This is a genomic window from Halobellus sp. EA9, from assembly GCF_051195055.1.
Taxonomy (GTDB): Archaea; Halobacteriota; Halobacteria; order Halobacteriales; family Haloferacaceae; genus Haloquadratum; species Haloquadratum rubicundus.
In genome coordinates, this window is the sequence record NZ_JBNTJW010000011.1 from 109,292 (window position 1) to 128,026 (window position 18,735).

Annotated in this window: 19 protein-coding genes; 6 read left to right on the top strand and 13 right to left on the bottom strand. The window is 69.0% G+C overall.

Annotated elements, in window-relative coordinates; genetic code table 11:
• Positions 1-19: 19 nt before the first annotated feature.
• From ACQUQ0_RS14440 to ACQUQ0_RS14450, 3 genes are all read right to left on the bottom strand, one after another.
• Positions 20-1,159 carry a site-2 protease family protein gene (locus ACQUQ0_RS14440; RefSeq protein WP_435186075.1) on the bottom strand — a complete coding sequence of 380 codons (1,140 nt, stop codon included), beginning with the start codon at positions 1,157-1,159 and terminating at the stop codon, positions 20-22.
• 163 nt (positions 1,160-1,322) lie between these two features.
• Positions 1,323-1,589, bottom strand: a complete 267-nt coding sequence (locus ACQUQ0_RS14445; RefSeq protein ID WP_372387015.1) for a DUF7123 family protein — start codon at positions 1,587-1,589, stop codon at positions 1,323-1,325.
• Positions 1,590-1,899: 310 nt separating this feature from the next.
• Complete coding sequence (locus tag ACQUQ0_RS14450; RefSeq protein WP_435186077.1) at positions 1,900-2,712, bottom strand: molybdopterin synthase; 813 nt, start codon at positions 2,710-2,712, stop codon at positions 1,900-1,902.
• Positions 2,713-2,865: 153 nt separating this feature from the next.
• Between ACQUQ0_RS14450 and pyrH the strand changes: the two genes are divergently transcribed.
• Positions 2,866-3,588: a UMP kinase gene (gene pyrH / locus ACQUQ0_RS14455; RefSeq protein ID WP_435186078.1), complete on the top strand. Its 723-nt coding sequence runs from the start codon at positions 2,866-2,868 to the stop codon at positions 3,586-3,588.
• The gene (gene lysS, locus ACQUQ0_RS14460) at positions 3,581-5,227 is read left to right on the top strand and encodes a lysine--tRNA ligase (protein ID WP_435186079.1); all 1,647 of its coding nucleotides are present in this window, start codon (positions 3,581-3,583) and stop codon (positions 5,225-5,227) included. The genes pyrH and lysS overlap by 8 nt, the downstream gene beginning before the upstream one ends.
• Positions 5,228-5,389: 162 nt before the next feature.
• On the opposite strand, the gene ACQUQ0_RS14465 is transcribed toward lysS, so the two are convergent.
• Both ACQUQ0_RS14465 and ACQUQ0_RS14470 read right to left on the bottom strand, forming a co-directional pair.
• Positions 5,390-5,929: an LURP-one-related/scramblase family protein gene (locus ACQUQ0_RS14465; RefSeq protein WP_435186080.1), complete on the bottom strand. Its 540-nt coding sequence runs from the start codon at positions 5,927-5,929 to the stop codon at positions 5,390-5,392.
• Between the two features lie 51 nt (positions 5,930-5,980).
• Entirely contained in the window at positions 5,981-6,205 is a 225-nt protein-coding gene (locus tag ACQUQ0_RS14470) for a hypothetical protein (RefSeq protein WP_435186082.1), read from the bottom strand.
• A 109-nt stretch (positions 6,206-6,314) separates the two neighbouring features.
• On the opposite strand from ACQUQ0_RS14470, the gene ACQUQ0_RS14475 reads away from it, so the two are divergent.
• The 3 genes from ACQUQ0_RS14475 (at position 6,315) to ACQUQ0_RS14485 (ending at position 10,104) form a co-directional block, all read left to right on the top strand.
• Positions 6,315-6,515, top strand: coding sequence for a hypothetical protein (locus ACQUQ0_RS14475; protein WP_435186084.1), 201 nt, complete (start codon positions 6,315-6,317; stop codon positions 6,513-6,515).
• Between the two features lie 178 nt (positions 6,516-6,693).
• Positions 6,694-8,508: a site-2 protease family protein gene (locus tag ACQUQ0_RS14480; protein WP_435186086.1), complete on the top strand. Its 1,815-nt coding sequence runs from the start codon at positions 6,694-6,696 to the stop codon at positions 8,506-8,508.
• Between the two features lie 84 nt (positions 8,509-8,592).
• Positions 8,593-10,104, top strand: a complete 1,512-nt coding sequence (locus ACQUQ0_RS14485; RefSeq protein WP_435186087.1) for a heme-binding protein — start codon at positions 8,593-8,595, stop codon at positions 10,102-10,104.
• Between the two features lie 94 nt (positions 10,105-10,198).
• Here ACQUQ0_RS14485 and ACQUQ0_RS14490 read toward each other — a convergent pair whose 3' ends face one another.
• The 8 genes from ACQUQ0_RS14490 to ACQUQ0_RS14525 form a co-directional block, all read right to left on the bottom strand.
• Positions 10,199-10,699, bottom strand: a complete 501-nt coding sequence (locus ACQUQ0_RS14490; protein ID WP_435186088.1) for an SHOCT domain-containing protein — start codon at positions 10,697-10,699, stop codon at positions 10,199-10,201.
• Between the two features lie 73 nt (positions 10,700-10,772).
• A complete protein-coding gene (locus ACQUQ0_RS14495) occupies positions 10,773-10,955 on the bottom strand; it encodes a hypothetical protein (protein ID WP_435186091.1) in 183 nt (60 codons plus the stop codon).
• A 1-nt stretch (position 10,956) separates the two neighbouring features.
• Positions 10,957-12,039 (bottom strand): aldo/keto reductase, encoded by a 1,083-nt coding sequence (locus tag ACQUQ0_RS14500; protein ID WP_435186093.1) that lies wholly within the window; start codon positions 12,037-12,039, stop codon positions 10,957-10,959.
• Positions 12,040-12,359: 320 nt separating this feature from the next.
• Positions 12,360-13,748 carry an FAD-binding oxidoreductase gene (locus ACQUQ0_RS14505; RefSeq protein ID WP_435186096.1) on the bottom strand — a complete coding sequence of 463 codons (1,389 nt, stop codon included), beginning with the start codon at positions 13,746-13,748 and terminating at the stop codon, positions 12,360-12,362.
• A gap of 152 nt (positions 13,749-13,900) precedes the next feature.
• On the bottom strand, positions 13,901-15,691 hold the full coding sequence (pepF, locus tag ACQUQ0_RS14510) for an oligoendopeptidase F (RefSeq protein WP_435186097.1): 1,791 nt from the start codon (positions 15,689-15,691) through the stop codon (positions 13,901-13,903).
• 59 nt (positions 15,692-15,750) lie between these two features.
• Positions 15,751-16,179: a DUF7112 family protein gene (locus ACQUQ0_RS14515; RefSeq protein WP_372386991.1), complete on the bottom strand. Its 429-nt coding sequence runs from the start codon at positions 16,177-16,179 to the stop codon at positions 15,751-15,753.
• A gap of 11 nt (positions 16,180-16,190) precedes the next feature.
• Positions 16,191-16,613 (bottom strand): 30S ribosomal protein S6e, encoded by a 423-nt coding sequence (locus tag ACQUQ0_RS14520; protein ID WP_435186100.1) that lies wholly within the window; start codon positions 16,611-16,613, stop codon positions 16,191-16,193.
• 77 nt (positions 16,614-16,690) lie between these two features.
• Positions 16,691-17,788, bottom strand: a complete 1,098-nt coding sequence (locus ACQUQ0_RS14525) for an aminopeptidase (RefSeq protein ID WP_435186102.1) — start codon at positions 17,786-17,788, stop codon at positions 16,691-16,693.
• Positions 17,789-17,846: 58 nt separating this feature from the next.
• Here ACQUQ0_RS14525 and ACQUQ0_RS14530 point away from each other — a divergent pair, with 58 nt between their 5' ends.
• Positions 17,847-18,719 (top strand): ATP-grasp domain-containing protein, encoded by an 873-nt coding sequence (locus tag ACQUQ0_RS14530; RefSeq protein WP_435186104.1) that lies wholly within the window; start codon positions 17,847-17,849, stop codon positions 18,717-18,719.
• Positions 18,720-18,735: the final 16 nt, after the last annotated feature.

Below are 18,735 nucleotides of genomic sequence, written 5' to 3' on the forward strand. Positions count from 1 at the left end.
CCGGGGCCCCAAAGCCCGGCTACGCGGCCATCACTTCGACCGGGACGAGCAGGAAGCAGAGCGCCCCGAGCGCGAAGGTGAGGACGCCGACAACCAGCCGGGGCGCATCGAGCGGCGAGTCGTCGATCGGGTTCGCGGGGCCCTTGAACGCGATGAACGCCGAGAGCAGCCCCCAGAACGTCCAGAGGCCGACCGACTCGTTCAGCGCGTAGCCGAGGCCGTAGTGGAGGTACGCCGCGATGCCGAAGAGGGCCGCGGGGACGACCGCCGCGACGCGCTCTTGTGACTCGCCGAGCATCGCCCGGAGGATGTGGCCGCCGTCCAGCTGTCCGACGGGGAGGAGATTGAGGACGGTGAAGAACATCCCGACCCAGCCGCCGATGATGACCGGATTGACGGCGACGCTCGGGTCGGCGTACTCTGTGGGCTCGCCCAGCAGCGACGCGAGGAGATTCAACAGCGGCGGATTGTTGAAGACGATCACCTGGCCGGAGCCCCGGAGCGCCCACGGCGGGACCTCGATCGGCGGCAGCGAGAGGCCGACCGCGGTGACCACGATCGTCGCGGCCAGTCCCGCAAGCGGACCCGCGACGCCGATGTCGAAGAGCGCCTCGCGGTCGGGCATCTGCCCGCGCATCCGGATGATCGCGCCGAGCGTGCCGAACGGGAAAATGAAGGGGATCACGTAGGGCAGGGAGACGTCGACGCCGTGGTAGCGTCCCATCACGTAGTGGCCGAGTTCGTGCGTCGCGAGGACGCCCAGGACCGCGGCCGTGAACGGCCAGGCGCGGAGCAATAGGAGGGGATCCGCGAGGAGATCCGAGAGCGGAATGTAGTACCACGTCAGCGCCCCGACTATGAGCGTCGAGACGATCGTCGCCGAAAAGAGCGCGAGGTTCTTCCAGGGGACCCCGTCGATGCCGTTCGACGCCGGCCGGGCGACGACGACGTCGTCGCGGGGGCCGCGGGTCGTCGAGACCTGTATCTCGTAGCCGGCCTCGCGGAACGCCCCCCACACCTCGCGGAGGAGCATCTGCTCGGGAACGAGCGACTCGCCGTAGAAGACCACCCGGTCCCCGTCGCGCCTGGTCTCCTGGAGGTGGAACACCGATCGGAGGGCGTCGACCGGCGGTCCGGCCACCGAATCGGGGGAAGGCATCAGCGTCTCGTACGGCGCACAGTCGGATAAACTCCCCGACAGAGGCGACGCACGGCGGGGCGGAGGCGTCGCTGCGGCCGCGAAAACGGGGAAGAAGTCAGTTCGTCGGGCGGTTCGGAGACGACGCGGCGGTCGCGCGGACCAATTCAGGGGCGATGAGCGCTTACGCCGCGTCGGCGGGTTCGACTCGCCAGGTGGTCGCGCTCGTGTACGACCACTTCTCGACGGTGAGTTCCGAGGCGGAGTCCTTGAGCTTCACCATCAGAGCGCCGATCTCCTTGGGCGAGAGACCGACCTCCTCGGCGATGAACTTGGACTTGAAGTACATCTCGCCGTCCTGGGCCTTCTCCAGGAGGAAGGACTTCAAGCGCTCTTCTTTGGGTACGTCGTCGGCGGCAGTCTCGGTGGAGGGTGTCGTGGTTGCGCTCATCTGTGTCACCTCGCTCCCCGCTTGTCGTCGGGGGAGTATATAAAGGGAGGAACGTTGGGAGGAATTCGGCTCGATTCACCGGTAAACCGTGACCGTTCGGATCGTTTAGAAACAGTTCAAATTTTTTTTACGTTTTATATCGTCTTCTAAGTCTTTAGTTCACAGAATAAAGAATGAATTTATACCCGGGTGAAACGGGGCAATTAGAGGCAAATTCCGCACGAGACGGCCGCGGTGGCGACGAGGAATCACAGCGCGCGGAGTCGGATCCGGCAACGAGAAACCGATCGAGAGGCGGAACCGCGGCCGATTACTGCCGGTCGTGGACCCAGAAGTCCTCTTCGACCGTGGTCTCGCGCTTGAAGATCGGGACCTCGTCTTTCAGGCGGTTGATGCCGTCCGAGACGGTCTCGAAGGCCTCCTCGCGGTGGCCGGCGAGGACGACGACGAAGACGATGTCCTCGCCCGACCGGAGGGTGCCGGTGCGGTGGAAGCAGACGACCTCCTGGACGCCGTCGCGCTCCATCAGTTCGGACTCGATCTCCCGCATCCGCTCTTCGGCGACGCCCTCGTACTTCTCGAAGGTCAGTTCGAGCGTCTCGGGGTCGTCCTCGCCGTCCTTGGTCCGGACCCGCCCGGTGAACGTCGCGATCGCGCCGGCGCGGTCGGCCCGGGGGGAGGCCTTCACCCGTTCGACGAGCGCTTCGAGCGTGACGTGGGGCTCGGCGTCGGCGATCGCCGCCAGAACGGATTCGACGTCGACCGCGTCGGCGTCGGCGGCGTCGAGAGCGACGTTCGAGGCCGCGGCGTCGCCCAGCGCGACCGTCGGGAACGCGGCGTCCGGAAAGCCGACGAGCAGCGCGTGGTCGTACGCCGGGGCGAGGTCGTCGAGTACGTCGTCCAGCGAGCGGTCGCCGCCGGCGGCGCTCCACGATCCGTCGCCGAGCGCGTAGGCGGTGTCGACGCCGTCGGGACGATCGGCGTCCGATTCGGGCGCGGCCGACGAGTCGCCGTCGGCGTCGCCCGCGCGGCGTTCGACCACGGCGACACGGCCGTCGAGGTGGGGCGCGACGCGCTCGCACAGGGCCGACGCGCCGGCGCCGACGACTCCGAGTACCTGCATACTCCCGTGTCGGGGCGGCGATCGGCTTTACACTGTCGGACGGGCGAGTGGACGAGACGGCGGGCCGCGCGACGACGGTCGGACGACCGCCGACGACGCGCCGACATACGCGGTTGACAACCCTTAAGCCCGGTTCGCGGCAACGACGGGGCAATGAGAGTCGTCGTCTCCATCGGTGGGAGCGTGCTCGCTCCGGACCTCGACGCCCGCCGGGTCGAGGGCCACGCAGCGGTCGTCGAACGGCTCGCGGACGAGGGCTGCGAGATCGGCGCCATCGTCGGCGGCGGCGGCGTCGCCCGCGACTACATCGGCGCGGCCCGCGAACTCGGCGCCAACGAGGTCCAGCTCGACCAAATCGGCATCGACGTCACGCGGATCAACGCGCGGCTCCTCATCGCCGCGCTGGGGTCGCAGGTCGACCCGAAGGTCGCCCACGACTACGAGGAGGCCGGCGACGCCCTCCGCCGCGGCGACGTCTCGGTGATGGGCGGCATCATGCCCGGCCAGACCACCGACGCCGTCGCGGCCGCGCTCGCGGAGTACGTCGACGCGGACCTCCTCGTCTACGCCACGAGCGTCGACGGCGTCTACAGCGCCGACCCGAGCGCCGACGACGGCGCCGAGAAGTACGAGCGGCTGACCGCGGGCGAGCTCGTCGACGTAATCGCGCCGATGAGCCGGGACGCGGGCGCCTCTGCGCCCGTCGACCTGCTCGCGGCGAAGCTCATCGAGCGCGCGGAGATGCGGACGGTCGTCCTCGACGGGACCGACCCCGAGCGGATCGCCGACGCGGTGCTCCGGGGCGACCACGGCGGGACCGACATCGTGCCCGCGGGAAACGACGACGAACCGAGCTACTGGGTGGGCGATGAGTGACGAGACGGCGGACGCGGAGCCGGCGGGCGAATCGAAGCGCGACTTCTGGGCCGAGGCGGTCGCCGACGAGATCGAGGCCCGCGAGCCCGACGAGCCGATCGTCATCAAGGGCGGCGTCTCGCCCTCGGGCGTCGCCCACCTCGGGAACTTCAACGAGATCATCCGCGGGTACTTCGTCGCCGAGGTGCTCCGCGAGCGCGGCCACGAGGTCCGCCAGGTGTTCACGAGCGACGACCGCGACCCGCTCCGGAAGCTCCCCCGGAAGCTCGCGGACGTCGACGGCGAGATCGTCGGCCTCGGCGACGTCGACGCCGGCGCGCTCGGGCGGAATCTCGGCAAGCCCTACACCGACATCCCGGATCCCTTCGGTGAATCGGACTCCTACGCCGCGCACTTCGCGGCGCTCCTGAAGGCCGACGCCGACCGCCTCGGGGTCCCGGTCGAGATGGTCTCGAACACCGACCTCTACGAGGACGGCACCTTCGAGGACGTCGTCGCGTACGTGCTCGAACACGCCGACGAGGCACGGGAGGTGCTCTCCGAATACCAGTCGAAGGTCGACGAGGACTACGTCCCCTTCAATCCGATCTGTGCGGAGTGCGGGAAGATCACCGAGACGGTGACGTCGGTCGACCTCGATTCGCGGACGGTCGAGTACGTCTGCACCGACATGACCGTCGGCGACGAGACCATCGAGGGCTGCGGCCACGAGGGCACCGCGACCTTCCGCGAGGGCAAACTGCCCTGGCGCTTCGAGTGGCCCGCCCAGTGGCAGGTGCTCGGCGTCGATTTCGAGCCGTTCGGCAAGGACCACGCCGAGGGGTCGTGGCCCTCCGGCCAGGACATCGCCCGCAACGTCCTCGGGATCGAGCCGCCGGTCCCGATGGTCTACGAGTGGTTCACGCTCAACGGCGAGGCGCTCTCCTCGTCGCAGGGCAACATCGTCACCGTCGCGGAGATGCTCGACCTCCTCGAACCGGAGGTCCTCCGGTACTTCTTCGCGCTCAATCCGCGGAAGGCCCGAGACCTCGATATCTCCAGGCTCGATCAGTTGGTCGACGACTTCGACCGCTTCGAGCGGGCGTACTTCGGCGGCGTCGACGACGAGACGCTCTCGGCGTTCGCCGAGCGCGCGTACCCGTTCGTCGTCGACGAGGTGCGCGAGGATCGGGTCCGCCTCCCCTACACGTTCGCGGCCGTCCTGGGGATGACAGACGACCGCGACCTCCGGATCGAGATGGCCAGAAACGAGGGCTACGTCGACGACGACACCCCCGAGTGGGCGATCGAGGAGGCCCTCGAACGGGTCGATCGGGCGCGCGCGTGGGCCGAGCGCTTGGACAACGAGTACAACTACCGGATCCAAGAGGAACTGCCCGACGTCGACTTCGGCGAGGTCGACGGCGACGTCGCGGCCGCGCTCTCCGACCTCGCGGACTTCGTCGAAGCCGGCCACGACGGCGAGGCGATCCAAGGAGAGATGTACGAGACCGCGCGTCGGCACGACGTCGAGGTCGGCGACTTCTTCGAGGCGGGCTACCGGCTCTTCTTCGACCAGCCGCAGGGGCCGCGCCTCGGGGAGTTCCTCGGCGAACTCGACACGGAGTTCGTGGTGACGCGGTTGCGGCGCGAGGGATAGCGGGCCGTCGTCGGAGCGGTGCAGAAGCGGTACCGTTGCGGAGTCTCCAGCGGTCGTACCGCGAGGCTCGCAGCGCGGGCCGAGCGGCCGTTTTTTGTCCAGGTTTTTTACGGGGGTTCGAGGCCGCGCGGAGCGCGGCCGAGGACCCCGAAAAAAGGTGGGTTAGTTCTCCTCGATCGCGTCGATGACGACCATCCCGACCACGGCGAGCCGCGGATCGAGCGCGTCGTCGAAGAGGTCGATCGAGTACCTGTCGCGGAGCGAGAACGCCCCGTTTGCCTCGCCGACGGCGTTCCCGTCCGGCGTGACGATCTCGTAGGAGAAGGGGATCAGCGTCGTGAGCAGCCGGCGCGCGATCGCCAGCGGGACGTTGTCCTCGCGGATCGTCGCCACGAGGTCGCCGTCGGGGCCCAGCAGGGAGTACTCGTGTCTGAAAAGCGAGATGGCCTCGCGCTTGACCGCGCCCACGCGCTCGCCGGTCTGGGAGTCGACGATGTCGTAGGCGGCGGCGATGTCGAGCATACTGTCGGCCTTCACGCGGAAGCGCTCTGTCCCGGTCTCCGGGTCGGTGAAGCGGAAGTCCTCCTTGAGCCGGAGCTTCTTCTGTGCGGATTCGAGGATCGGCGTGTCGCCCTCGTAGATGCGGTACTTGTTCCCGATCGAGATGCGCTGGCGGACCTCATAGGAGCGGCTGTCGAACATCTACGGGGAGTGGACCGCCATCCGCTAAAAGGGTTGTCTACCGGCCGGTACTCACGCGAACTCCGCTACTACGAGGAGGACACTGGGCGCGACGAGCAGGACGAGTCCGAAGAGTATCAGGAGGGCCGGAAGCCAGAGCAGCCCCATCTCGGTGAGGAGCCAGAGCCCGACGCCCGCGACGAGGGCGACGAGTCCGAGCAGACGCAGCAGCCAGGTCACGACGCCTTCCAGCCCCGAGTCGGCCACGACGTCGACGACGTCGAGTGCTTCGTCCATCGCATCGCCCAGTTCCCGTCTGGAGCCACGTAGGAAGCAGGCCGGCGCGTCGCTGGAGCCCACACTCGAATGCCAAAGGCCAAACGTCCCTCGCCCGTATATCCGGGCGATGAGTGAGTCGAAAGATACGACCACGGGACCGAAGATAACGGTTGCAGTCGTCGATAAGACGCACGCGAACGAGATTCCGGACAACATCGACTCCGATCTGTACACGACGACGCGGCCGGAGTCGTCGCTGGTCGAGTTCTCCGCAGAGCCCGACGGCGAGCTGGCGGAAGCGCTCAGGCGGAACGGATTCGACGTGTGACCGGCTCGGCTGTCGCTCTTCCGCTCCGTCGGAGACCGTAAGACGCTGCCGTTCGGGACCGTGCGCCGCACAGTACGCTCGACCGTCGCGAGCGGTGTGGCCGCGCGGAGTGGGAAAGCCGTCCCCGGGACGAGGTGGGTAATAACACATTTCCGCGCCCGCCACTTCGAATCGGACGATGAACACGCTTCTGTGGGTACTCGTCGGCCTCGCCGCGTACTCGATAGCGACGTTCTTCCTCTCACAGCGCGGCCTGCTCCCGGACTCGGTGCGGATCCGCGGGCCGTTCACGACCATACACACCAAGCGCGGCCGCGACTTCATCGACTGGATCGCGACGCCGAAGCGCTTCTGGCGCGCGTGGACGAACCTCGGCGTCGGCGCCGCGCTCGTCATCATGGCGGGGATGTTCCTCTTCCTGCTCGTCCAGGGGATCGCCATCGCGCGGAACCCCCCGGCGCCCTCGCAGGTGAATCAGCCGCAGAACTTCCTCGTCATCCCCGGCGTCAACGACTTCCTGCCCCTGTCTGTCGCGCCGGAGATCGTCTTCGGTCTGCTCGTCGGTCTCGTCGTCCACGAGGGCGGCCACGGGATCCTCTGTCGCGTCGAGGACATCGACATCGAGTCGATGGGCGTCTTCCTCCTTACAATCATTCCGCTCGGCGCGTTCGTCCAGCCGGACGAGGAGAGCCAGCGGAACGCCGACAGAGGCGGCCGGACGCGGATGTTCGCCGCGGGCGTCACGAACAACTTCTTCGTCACCTTTGTCGCGTTCGCGCTGCTCTTCGGCCCGATCGTCGGGAGCATCGCCGTCGCGCCTGGAATGGCGGTCCAGGGCGCCTACGACGGCTCGCCCGCGGCGGAGGCGGGCATCGAACAGGGCGACCGGATCACCGCCGTCGGGGGCGTGCCCGTCGGCAACGAGAGCGCGCTCGACGCCGCCCTGCTCGGCACCGACGCGCGGACCGTCACGGTCGAGATCGACGGCGGCGAGAGCGTCGCCGACCGCGCGCGGCGCACCGTCGAGGTCGAGCGGTCGCTGATCGTCGCGGGCTCGGTCGCCGGCAACCCGGCGAACATCAGCGTCGAGAGCGACCCGATCGGCGTCACGCGGGTGAACGGCACGGCGGTCTACACCCGCGCCGGCTTCGCCGAGGCCGTCGGCGAGGACCGCTTCGCGCGGCTCACGACCGAGCGCGGGACCGTCACGATCCCGGTCGGCGCCTACCTCACCCGCGTCGTCGCGGACGGGCCCCTCGCGCAGGCCGGCGCGCCGACGGAGCCGGGCGTCATCGTGACCGCGATCGGCGGCGAGCGCGTGGTCTCCGCGGCGGAGCTCACCCGCGTCCTCGACGGGACCGAGCCCGGCGAGACCGTCGCGGTCGAAGTCTACCACGGCGGGGCGATCGAGACCTACGACGTGACGCTCGGCGAGAACCCCCAAGACGGCAACGGCTTCCTCGGGGTCACCATCTTCCCGGGCACGAGCGGGCTGCTCCTCACCGACTTCGGCGCGCAGTCCTATCCCGCCGGGACGTACCTCGAACTCCTCGGCGGCGACGGCGGCCCCGACGCCTCCGGCCTGTCGGGGGCGATCGCGGACTCGCCGCTGGCGACGGTGTACGTCTCCCTGGTGCTCCCGCTCGCGTCGCTCGTCCTGGGCATCCCGAACTTCCCCGGCTTCACCGGGAGCGTGTCCAACTTCTACGCCGCCACCGGGCCGCTCGGCTTCCTCGGATCGGGCGTGTTCCTGCTCGCGAACGTCGCCTTCTGGACGGCCTGGATCAACCTCCAGTTGGGCCTGTTCAACTGCATCCCGGGCTACCCGCTCGACGGCGGACGGATCCTCCGGGCGAGCGTCGAGGCGGTCGTCTCCCGGTTGCCCATCGCGGACCGGGACCGGGTCGTGACCACGATCACCACCGGGATCGGCCTGACGATGCTGGCCTCGCTGCTACTGTTGGTCTTCGGGCCGACGGTCCTCGGCGGGTAGTCGCGGCCGCCATCGAGCGGTTCGATTCCCGCGGCCCGAGAACGACTCGCAACGCCCATACGGGAGGCGTCCCTACCGGATCCTATGCCTGAGGCCCCACCGACAGACGAGGGCTGGTTCGTGCTGCACGACTTCCGCACCGTCGACTGGGACGCGTGGCGCGACGCGCCCGAGTACGAGCGGGACCGCGCGATCGCAGAGGGGACCGAGTACCTCCGCCGCCACGAGGAGGTCACAGACGCCGAGGAGGGCGACTCGGCCGTCTTCTCGGTCCTCGGCCACAAGGCCGACCTGCTCGTCGTCCACTTCCGGCCGACGCTCGATGACCTCTCCAGGGCGGAGCGCCAGTTCGAACAGACCGCTCTCGCAGCGTTCACAACGCAGCCGACCTCCTACGTCTCCGTGACCGAGATCTCGGGGTACTCCACGCCGGAGTACTTCGAGGACCCCGAGTCGGTCGACGACCGGCTCCGGGAGTACATGGAGGGCAAACTGACGCCCGACATCCCCGACGGCGAGTACGTCTCCTTCTACCCGATGTCGAAGCGCCGCGGGGAGGAGCACAACTGGTACGACCTCGACTTCGAGGAGCGCGCGGACATGATGGAGACCCACGCCGAGACCGGCAAGGCCTACGCCGGAAAGATCAAGCAGGTCATCTCCTCGTCGGTCGGCTTCGACGACTACGAGTGGGGCGTGACCCTCTTTTCGGACGAGCCGACGCACATCAAGGACATCGTCTACGACATGCGCTTCGACGAGGTCTCCTCGAAGTACGGGGAGTTCGGGCAGTTCTACGTCGGCCGGCGCTTCCCGCCGGCGGACCTCGGCGCGTACCTGGAGGGCGAGGGCGTGCCGACGAGCGACGGCGACGAGTCCGGCCACCCGCACGGTGAGGGCCACGGTCGCGGACACGGACACGAGCACGGTTCGGGCGACGCACACGGGCACCGCGGCGACCACGAGCACGCCCACGGCGACGACTCCGCCGACGCCGACGACGAGGACGGCGACATCCGCGAGGCGCTGGCGGATATGGACATCTACGCCGGCCAGCCCCACGGCGAGGACGTCTACGCGACGGTCCTCTACTCGGAGGCCGACACCGACGAGCTGTTCGAGGAGGTCGAGGGGCTCCGGGGCAACTTCGAACACTACGGCACGCACGTCAAGACGGCCGTCTACGAGGCTCGAAACGGTGACCGCAGCGCCGTCGTGAGCATCTGGGACACCCAGTCGGCCGCCGAAACCGCGGCGGGGTTCCTCTCGGACCTCCCCGGGATCGTCGCGCGCGCCGGCGAGGAGTCCGGCTCGGGCTTCGGCACGATGGGGATGTTCTACACGGTGAAACCGGAGTTCCGCGAGGACTTCCACGAGACGTTCGACGAGGTCGAGGGCCTCCTCGCCGGGATGGAGGGCCACCAGGACACGGACCTGATGGTGAACGTCGAAGACGAGAACGACATGTTCATCGCCAGCCAGTGGGACGCCCGCGAGAACGCGATGGCGTTCTTCCGCTCCGAGGAGTTCAGCGAGACCGTCAAGTGGGGTCGCGACGTCCTCGCGGACCGGCCGCGACACGTCTTCCTGGCGTAACCGCTGCGCGAACCGTTCTTCGTCGTTCGTCGGCTGCGACTCCAGCGTCAGACGCGTCGCCGTCGCGTGGTTTCGAAGCGAAACGGAGGGGTCCTCAGCGCTCGCGGGCGACCGATCGCTCGCGATCTGCGGGGCGGTCGTCGCCCGACCCGTCGAGCAGTCCCTCGGTCTCGACGAGCGCCTCCAGGCGGCGCTCGAACTCCTCGTGGTCGATCTCGCCCTCGGCGTACCGGGTGCGGAGGCGCTGGATCGCGCGCTCTTCGGTCGGGGCGTCGTCGCGGTCGTCGCCGCCGAAGAGCCTGCCCAGCCGGCCCGAGGCCGAGTCGGCCTCGGATGGCTGCGTGTCCGCCGACGCGAACGGCGTCGACTCGCCGGCGTCGGTGCTGCGGAGGCGGTCGGACGCGTACAGCACGCCGTACCAGAAGAGCATCGCGGTCGGGGCGGTGACGAGGAACGCTATCAGCGGATTCGCGAGGGTGAACGCCGACAGCACGGCGATCCAGAGCCCGACGACGAGGCCGAACAGGGGAGGGCTCCGCGCGACGGCGGCGACGTACGCGGAGAGCCGCGTTCCGAGGCGGTGGAGGACCGTCATAGCGCCGAGTTGTGTGTCGGAGGAGAAGTAAGTTCGGTGGGTGCGTCCCCCGAGGCAGCGTTCGCGTCGGCGCTCAGCGGCGCCGGCGGTACGCGAGTGCGCCGACGACGCCGGTCAAGAGCGTCAGGACGTCCCAGGGGAACGGGTCGGTCCCGCGCTCGCGGGCGTCGCGGCGGACCCACGCGGTCAGCGCGAGGTGGGCGACCGCCGTCAGCGCGGCGAACGCCGCGCGTCGGCTCGGCGTGGGACCGCGCACGTCAGTCCGACGAGGCGGTGTTCCGCGGGCCGCTCGTCGCCCGCTTGTCGATGCCCGCCGCCCGGATGTCCTCGCCGCCGACCGACGAGCGGAGCTCGTCCATCCCGTCGTCTCGATCGACGCCGAAGTTCGTCTCGTAGAGGTCGGCGACGCGGGCCAACTCCTCGTCTGTGAGCTTCGGGACCTCCGAGGCGGCGGCCCACGCGGTGATGTCCTCCTTCGTGTGGAAGGTCGGCGTCACGGTCGCGACCGGATCGTGGGAGAGGAGATACGCGATGGCGGCCTGACCCATCGTGCGCTCGCCGTCGCGTTCGAGGAACCGGAGGGATTCGATCTTCTCCCAGCCCGTCTCGTACCAGGCGTCGGGGCGGAAGCCGCGGTGGTCGTCGAGGTCGTGGCCCGTCTCGGGCGTCACCTGCTCGTTCAGGAGGCCCGAGGAGTGGGGCACGCGGGGGATCAGGCTCGTGGAAGAGCCCGTCTCCTCGATCGTCTCCAGGAAGTGGTTGCCGACCTCCTGCTCGAAGAGGTTCCAGACCAGCTGGACGGAGTCGAACTCCTCTTCGATCGCCATATCGCCCTCGGCGAGCCAGCCGATCGAGGGGCCGAGCGCCCAGCCGACCGCGCGGACGAGGCCCTCCTCGCGGAGCTCGTCGAGGGTTTCGAGCACGTCCTCGTCGACCTCGTCGACGTTGGCGTTGTGCAGCTGGAGGACGTCGACGTACTCCATATCCAGCCGATCGAGGCTCTTTTCGGTCGCCGAGCGGACCCACTCGCCGGTGATCTCCTTCGGGAGTTCGCCGTGGCCGGCCTGCGGGTGATTGTAGAAGTCGTAGCCGACCTTCGTGGCGACGGTGACCTCCTCGCGGTAGTCCGCCAGCGCCTCGCCGAGGACCTCCTCGCTCTCGCCGTGGCCGTAGACGTCGCCGGTGTCGAAGTAGGTGATGCCCTCCTCGATCGCGTGGTGGAGCATCCCGATCGCGTCGTCCCGAGTCCGATCGCCCCACCAGTCGGTGCCGACGACCCACGCGCCGAACCCGACTTCGCTCACTTCGACGTCGGAATCGCCCAGTGTCCGATGATTCATACCCTCGGATTGGGCGTCGGTTCACTTATACTGTCGGCTACGGCTCTGCCGGGCGGTCCGGAGCCCGCCTTCACGACGGTTCGGAGGCGGACGTTTATGTGCGAATCCGCGGCCAACGCCGCCGTGATCTGAGAACAGCCCCGCGTCGGGCCGCGGTCGCTCGGCACGTCGGCGCGGGGAGGGCGGAATCGAGTGCCGACTGTTCGCCATACGATGCCACCACTATAGTAGCGTTTGCAAGTCTTCACTCACTCGATCGCACGCTGTCGTGCGATCGGATGTGTAATCAGTTGCAAACGCTACTATAGCCGTCACTCCGCTCACTCGCGCTCGTGAGTAAAGATCCCGTCCGGATCGTACCGCTCCCGGACCTCCCGAAGCCGCGCCGCGTTCCCCGCGTACACGTCGTCGGCGTCGGGGTCGCTGCCGCCCGCGAAGTTCGGAAGCGTTCCCGCGAGCGACGCGTCCGCCCGGAGTTCCCGACAGGTCTCGCGCACCCACTCGACGGTCCGCTCGGTCGCCAGCGGATCGTCCCACGCGGCCTCGACGTTCGCGACGACCGCCGCGTCGCGGCCGACGACGGGGCTCGTGTCGGCCTCGGCCTCCGAGACTGCGCCGTGCATCGGCCAGAGGACGATCGTCGACAGCGACGAGGGCGCACGCTCGGCCGCGTCCCGCAGCGTCTCGATAGCCCCGTCTTCGAGCGTCGCGAGCGGGACCGACTTCCAGTAGTAGCGCCGGCCCGCGGGGAAGTCGTCGTCCATCATCGTCTGGAGCTCCAGGTACGACATCGTCTCGAACGACGACGCGAACGCCGCGTCGTGGTCGACGACGGGGCCGAGCCCCTCGCGAGCGTGTTCCGGCGCGCCGGCGTAGACGCCCGCGAGGACCAACGCCGGGTCGCCGCGTCGCTCGCTCGGGAACGCGGCCGTCGACGGCACCGTATCGAAGTACGGGAAGACGCAGGACTCGGCGGGCGCGGTCCGCTGATACGAGCGGTACGCGGCGAGCGCCGCGCCCGCCTCGTCGAGCGGCAGCCACGACTCGGCGTAGGCGACGTCGTGATCGAGCGGGTGGAGTTCGAACTCAAAGGCCGTGACGACGCCGACGGTGCCGCCGCCGCGGGCGGCCCAGAGGAGATCCGCGTTGCGCTCTGCATCTGCGGTGATGCGCTCGCCCGTTCCGGTGACGACGTCGACGGCGCGGAGGTTGTCCGCCGTGAATCCGTGCTTCGGCGAGAGGTAGCCGGTGCCGCCGCCGAGTGTGAGCCCCGCGACGCCCGTCTCGGAGTAGACGCCGCCGGGCGTCGCGAGGCCGACCGACTGCGTCGCGCGGTCGACCGTCCCCCACGTCGCCCCGGGGCCGACACGCGCCGTCCGCGCGTCGGGGTCGACGCGGACCCACTCCATCCGCGAGCAGTCGACGACGAGGTCGCCCGCGACGGACGCCCCCGAGACGCTGTGACCGCCGCTCCGGACCGACACGGAGCGGTCGTGATCGCGGGCGAAGGCGACGCAGTCGACGACGTCGTCGGTCGACTGGCAGTACGCGATGGCCGTCGGGTAGGCGTTCACCATCCCGTTCCAGACGCGGCGCGCCTCGTCGTAGCCGTCGTCGGTCGGCGCGACGACGTCGCCGGCGAGCCGCGTCGAGAGGGCATCGAGCGGCAGCGACGCCGCGCGCTCGCGTGCGGCGCGGTGCGGGTCCATACCGGATCGGGGGACGCGAGCGGCTTACCGCTTGGGTTGGGGGCGACGCTCCCAGGATCGCGACGGCCCCATAGTGATTACTCTCGTCTCGTACCGCCAAACGCCGTCACCGGGGGGTGGCGTTCGGCGGGAAACAGTGAGAGTAATGACTATCAGAGCAGTTCGGCCATCCGATCCAGGTAGTCGTCGTACACCGAGATGGCCGACTCGATCGGCGCCGAGTCGGTCATCTCGACGCCGGCGGTCCGGAGCACGTCCATCGGGTACTCCGAGCCGCCGAGCGCCAGCGCCTCGCGGTAGGCGTCGGCCGCGTCCTCGCCGTCGTCGAGGATCCGATCGACGATCGCGACCGCCGCAGAGATGCCCGTCGCGTACTGGTAGACGTAGTAGTTGTAGTAGAAGTGCGGAATCCGCATCCATTCGCGGGCGATGTGGTCGTCCAGTTCCGCGGGCGCGTAGAACTCCCCCTTCAGGTCGCGGTAGAGCTCGTCGAAGCGATCGGGCGTGAGCGCGCCGTCGTCTTCGGCGATCTCGTGGATCCGGAGCTCGAAGTCCGCGAACATCGTCTGTCGGAAGAGCGTCGAGCGGAACCGCTCCAGGTACTCGTCGAGGACGTGCATCCGGAGGTCGTCATCCTCGACGGTCTCCAGGAGGTGATGCGTGAGGAGCGTCTCGTTGACCGTCGAGGCGACCTCCGCGACGAAGATCGTGTAGTCGGCGTACTGCCACGGCTGGGCGTCCTTCGCGAGTTCGGAGTGCAGCGAGTGACCCAGCTCGTGCGCCAGCGTGAACATCGAGGCGATGTCGTCCTGGTAGTTCATCAGGATGAACGGCTGGGTGTCGTAGGTGCCCGCCGAGAAGGCCCCCGAACGCTTCCCGCGGTTCTCGTAGACGTCGACCCATCGAGCGTCGAGCCCCTCGCGGACGCGCGACTGATAGGCCTCGCCGAGCGGCGCCACCGACTCGACGATGTACTCGGTCGCCCGCTCGTAGGGGATCTCCGGTCCCTCGTCGCCCGTCAGCGAAATATACAGGTCCCACATCCGGAGGTCATCGAAGCCGAGAGCCTCCCGCTTGAGTTCGGCGTGGCGGTGGAGGCTGTCGAGGTTGTCCCGGACCGTCTCGACGAGCGTGTCGTAGACCTCGACCGGGACGTTCGGCCCGTCGAGGGCGGCCTGACGGGCGGTGTCGTAGTTCCGCGCGCGGGCGTACTTGACGTCCTTCTTCACGCTGTTCTTCAGCGACGTGCCGACGGCGTTGCGGACGTCGCCCCACTCCTCGTAGAAGGACTCGTAGACCTCGCGGCGGAAGTCGCGGTCGGGGTGCTTCTGGAGCTTCGTGAAGTTGCCCTGGGTGATCTCCACCGACTCGCCGTCCGGGCGCTCGACGGTCGGGAACGTCATATCCGCGTTCGAGAGCATCCCGTAGATGTCGGAGGACGCGCCCGCGACCTCCCCGAGTTCGGCCAGGAGCTCTTCGACCTCCGCCGAGCGGGTGTGGGGCTTCGTCCGCAACACGTCGTCGAAGTAGTGTTCGTACGCGGCGAGGGCGGGCTCGGCGTCGACGAACGCCTCGACCTCGTCCTCGTCGAGCTCCTGAAGCTCGGGATCGAGATAGCTGACCGCAGAGCGCGCCGAGGACGACAGCGACTCGGCCTTCGCCTGCAGCGCCTGGTACTCCTGATTCCGGGTGTCCTCGGCGCTCCGGAGGCTCGCGTAGCTCGTGACCTTCGAGACCTCCCGGAGGATCTCCTCGCGGAGTTCGAGCAGCTCCAGCAGCGTCTCGGGGTCGTCGGTCACGTGGCCCTCGTACTCGCGGAGCTCGTCGACGCGGTCGGAAACGGCCTCGTAGGCCGCCTCCCAGGCCTCGTCGTCCGGGTAGATGTCCGTGAGGTCCCACTTGTACTCGGGGTCGATGGCGTCGCGCTCGGGAACCTGACTCATACCCGAAGGAGCGACGGAGCGGAGGTAAGACTTACTCACGCCGACGGGGCGAGCCCCGGTCAGTCGCGGAAGGAAGAGGCGATGTCCCGGAGCGACTCGTTCGGACGGGCCGGGACGTCGTAGACCACGCGGTCGCCGGGCTCGCGGAGGCCGTAGCAGTAGCCGGGATCGAGTTCGTCGAGTTCGACGGCGTCGTCGGGGCCGCGGTCGTGGCGCTCGCACCACTCGACGAGGCGGTTCTCGCCCTCGCGGGGCTCGCGGGCCAGTCGCTCGTTGTCGTAGGCGCCGCGGACGAGGAGGCCGCGGGAGTCGGCGCTCACCCGGGCGAAGGTGGTCGTGCCATCGAGCAGCAGGCGGACGACGTCACCCTCTGCGACCGCGGCGTCGTCGGGGAGCCGGAGGCAGGGGCGGCGAGTCCCGCCGCTGCGGGCGACGCTTGCCCGGAAGGAGGTCACGGAGTCGTGATCGCTCGGGACGCGCTCGGCCACGGTCGAGCCAGCTACTCTTCGGTGTCTTCGTCGGCGTCGTCCTCGGCCGCTTCCGCTTCGTCCTCGGCTTCGGCCTCGTCGTCGCCGAACGTGCCGTCGACGAGCGAGGCGTTCACCTGCGCGGTCGCCTCGGAGACCTGCCGGCCCCGGACGGTGATGCGCTTGCGCTCGCCGTCGCGGGAGGGGTTGTAACCGACCCCGCCTTCGAGGAGGAGCTCCTTCAGGTTCGCGCCGGCGACGTCGGCGCGCATCGGACGGCCCGCCTCGTCGGAGCCGCCGGTGAGTTCGAGCGTGTAGCCGTCGAGGCCGACGGCGCCGCCGTCGACCTCGTCGCCGAGCTCGCGACCGAGGAATCGGTTCGCGTCCTGTCCGTCGACCTCGAACTGCTGGGTGTCTCCGGTCTCGTCGGAGACGACGACTTTGAATTCAGCCATACGGAAGGCGAGACGGCCGCCGATAAAAAGTACGTCGAAAGCGACTCCCTCGAAACGCTCCAGCGGCGCCAGAGCGCCTACGCGGACTCGAAGCCGTCCTCCCAGCGGAAGCAGCCGTTCCGCTGGACGACCTCGCCGTCGACTTCGATCCGCGAGTCCTCGCTCACGTCGGTGATGAGGTCGACGTGGACGGCCGAGTCGTTGCCCGACTCGCCGTCCGGGAGGCAAGCCTCGTACGCGCGCCCGAGCGCGAGATGTACAGTATCGCCCATCTTCTCGTCGAAGAGGATGTTCTCGGTGACGCGGTCGATGCCGCGGTTCATCCCGATCCCGAGTTCGCCGAGGCGACGGGCCCCCTCGTCGGTGTCGAGGACGTCCGCGATCGCCGCCTCGCCGACGTCGGCCGCGTAGTCGACGACCTCGCCGTCCGCGAATTCGAGCGTCACGTCGCGCACGCGCGAGCCCTCGATCGTCATCGGCACGTCGAAGTGGACCCTCCCCTCGGTGTCGGCGGGCGCGGTGAAGACCTCGCCGGAGGGGAGATTGTGGGAGTCGTAGGCGACCGAGGCGGCGGAGTTGACGGCCGTCCGGCCCTCGATCGACATCGTGAGGTCGGTCCCGGCCGAGACCAGTCGGACCTCGCTGGCGGCGTCAAGGATCTCCTTCAGTTCCTGCATCACCTCGGCAAGCGACTCCCAGTCGCGGAGGACGGCGTCGTAGACGAAGTCCCGATACGCCTCGTAGGACATCCCGGCCTGCTGGGCGAGCGAGCGGGTGGGGTGGACCGTCAGCACCCAGTCGGTCGCGAGGCGCGCCTCCCGGACGGGCTGTTTCGCCCGCGAGACGGCCTGCCGGGTCTCGCCGTCGACGTCCGCGGTCGCGTGGGTGTTGCGGCCGCCGCGCAGCGCCAGCACCGAATCGGCGTTCTCGTAGAGCGCCAGTTCGTGGTCCGGCGCCTCGAAGTCGCCGTCGTGGGCGCGCAGGTACGCGCGGGAGACCTCCGCGGAGTCGTAGGTCGTCACGACGTTCGCGCCGCGCTCGCCGAGCACCTCGGCGACGGCGACCGCGAGGTCGTGGGCGTCCTCCTCGACGCTGAGGACGACGTCGTCGCCGGCTTCGATCCGGGCGCTCCAGTCGACCAACAGCTCGGCGTGTTCGCGGATGCGTTCGTCCATACTCCCCCTCGCGAGCGCAGTGAAAAACGCTTATCGCCCGACGGGTGCGAGTGCGGTCGTGACCGACATCGCCCTCGCTACCTCCGCGGAGCTGCCCTCGCTCATCGACGACGACGCGGACTTCGTCGCCGCGCTCCGCGACCGCGGAGCCGACCCCGAGCCCGCCGTCTGGTCGGACGAGTCGGTCGCGTGGGGCGACTACGACGCGGTCGTGATCCGGTCGATCTGGGACTACTACCGGCATCCGGAGGCATTCGCGGCGTGGATCGACCGGCTCGACGCCGCCTCGTCTGCGGTGTGGAATCCGCCCGCGACGCTGCGGTGGAACGGCCACAAGCGCTACCTCCGGGATCTGGCCGAGCGGGGAATCCCGGTGCTCGAAACCGAGTACGTCGAGCGCGGGACCGACGTCGCGCTCGCGGACGTGTTCGAGGCGCGTGGCTGGGAGAAAGCCGTCGTCAAGCCCGCCGTGAGCGCCGGCGCGTTCGAGACGAAACGGATCCCGAAGGGGGACGTCGACGCCGAGCAGGACTGGCTTTCGGACCTCCTCGCGCGGCGGGACGTCCTGATCCAGCGGTACGCCCCGGAGATCACGGCGGGCGAACTGTCGCTGATCTACTTCGATGGCGAGTACAGCCACGCGGTCCGGAAGCGTCCCGGCGACGGCGACTTCCGAGTCCAGTCGGAACACGGGGGGCGCGTCGCGGCCGCGTCCCCTCGCGCGGGAATCAAAGCACAGGGACGCCGGGTCGTCGAAGCCGTCACCGCCGAACTGGACGGCGAGCGTCCGCTGTACGCCCGCGTCGACGGCATCGAGCGGGACAGAACGTTCCGGCTGATCGAGGTCGAGCTCGTCGAGCCCGAACTGTTCTTCCAGGCCGATCCGGACGCGGCCGGCCGCCTCGCCGACGCGCTCGTGGGTCGGCTCTGAGCCGCTGGCGACCGCG

Bases quoted from the DNA above. Each gene is read 5' to 3' on its own strand.
- ACQUQ0_RS14440 (WP_435186075.1), bottom strand. From the start codon at position 1,159: ATGCCTTCCCCCGATTCGGTGGCCGGACCGCCGGTCGACGCCCTCCGA.
- ACQUQ0_RS14445 (WP_372387015.1), bottom strand. From the start codon at position 1,589: ATGAGCGCAACCACGACACCCTCCACCGAGACTGCCGCCGACGACGTA.
- ACQUQ0_RS14450 (WP_435186077.1), bottom strand. From the start codon at position 2,712: ATGCAGGTACTCGGAGTCGTCGGCGCCGGCGCGTCGGCCCTGTGCGAG.
- pyrH (WP_435186078.1), top strand. From the start codon at position 2,866: ATGAGAGTCGTCGTCTCCATCGGTGGGAGCGTGCTCGCTCCGGACCTC.
- lysS (WP_435186079.1), top strand. From the start codon at position 3,581: ATGAGTGACGAGACGGCGGACGCGGAGCCGGCGGGCGAATCGAAGCGC.
- ACQUQ0_RS14465 (WP_435186080.1), bottom strand. From the start codon at position 5,929: ATGTTCGACAGCCGCTCCTATGAGGTCCGCCAGCGCATCTCGATCGGG.
- ACQUQ0_RS14470 (WP_435186082.1), bottom strand. From the start codon at position 6,205: ATGGACGAAGCACTCGACGTCGTCGACGTCGTGGCCGACTCGGGGCTG.
- ACQUQ0_RS14475 (WP_435186084.1), top strand. From the start codon at position 6,315: ATGAGTGAGTCGAAAGATACGACCACGGGACCGAAGATAACGGTTGCA.
- ACQUQ0_RS14480 (WP_435186086.1), top strand. From the start codon at position 6,694: ATGAACACGCTTCTGTGGGTACTCGTCGGCCTCGCCGCGTACTCGATA.
- ACQUQ0_RS14485 (WP_435186087.1), top strand. From the start codon at position 8,593: ATGCCTGAGGCCCCACCGACAGACGAGGGCTGGTTCGTGCTGCACGAC.
- ACQUQ0_RS14490 (WP_435186088.1), bottom strand. From the start codon at position 10,699: ATGACGGTCCTCCACCGCCTCGGAACGCGGCTCTCCGCGTACGTCGCC.
- ACQUQ0_RS14500 (WP_435186093.1), bottom strand. From the start codon at position 12,039: ATGAATCATCGGACACTGGGCGATTCCGACGTCGAAGTGAGCGAAGTC.
- ACQUQ0_RS14505 (WP_435186096.1), bottom strand. From the start codon at position 13,748: ATGGACCCGCACCGCGCCGCACGCGAGCGCGCGGCGTCGCTGCCGCTC.
- pepF (WP_435186097.1), bottom strand. From the start codon at position 15,691: ATGAGTCAGGTTCCCGAGCGCGACGCCATCGACCCCGAGTACAAGTGG.
- ACQUQ0_RS14520 (WP_435186100.1), bottom strand. From the start codon at position 16,613: ATGGCTGAATTCAAAGTCGTCGTCTCCGACGAGACCGGAGACACCCAG.
- ACQUQ0_RS14525 (WP_435186102.1), bottom strand. From the start codon at position 17,788: ATGGACGAACGCATCCGCGAACACGCCGAGCTGTTGGTCGACTGGAGC.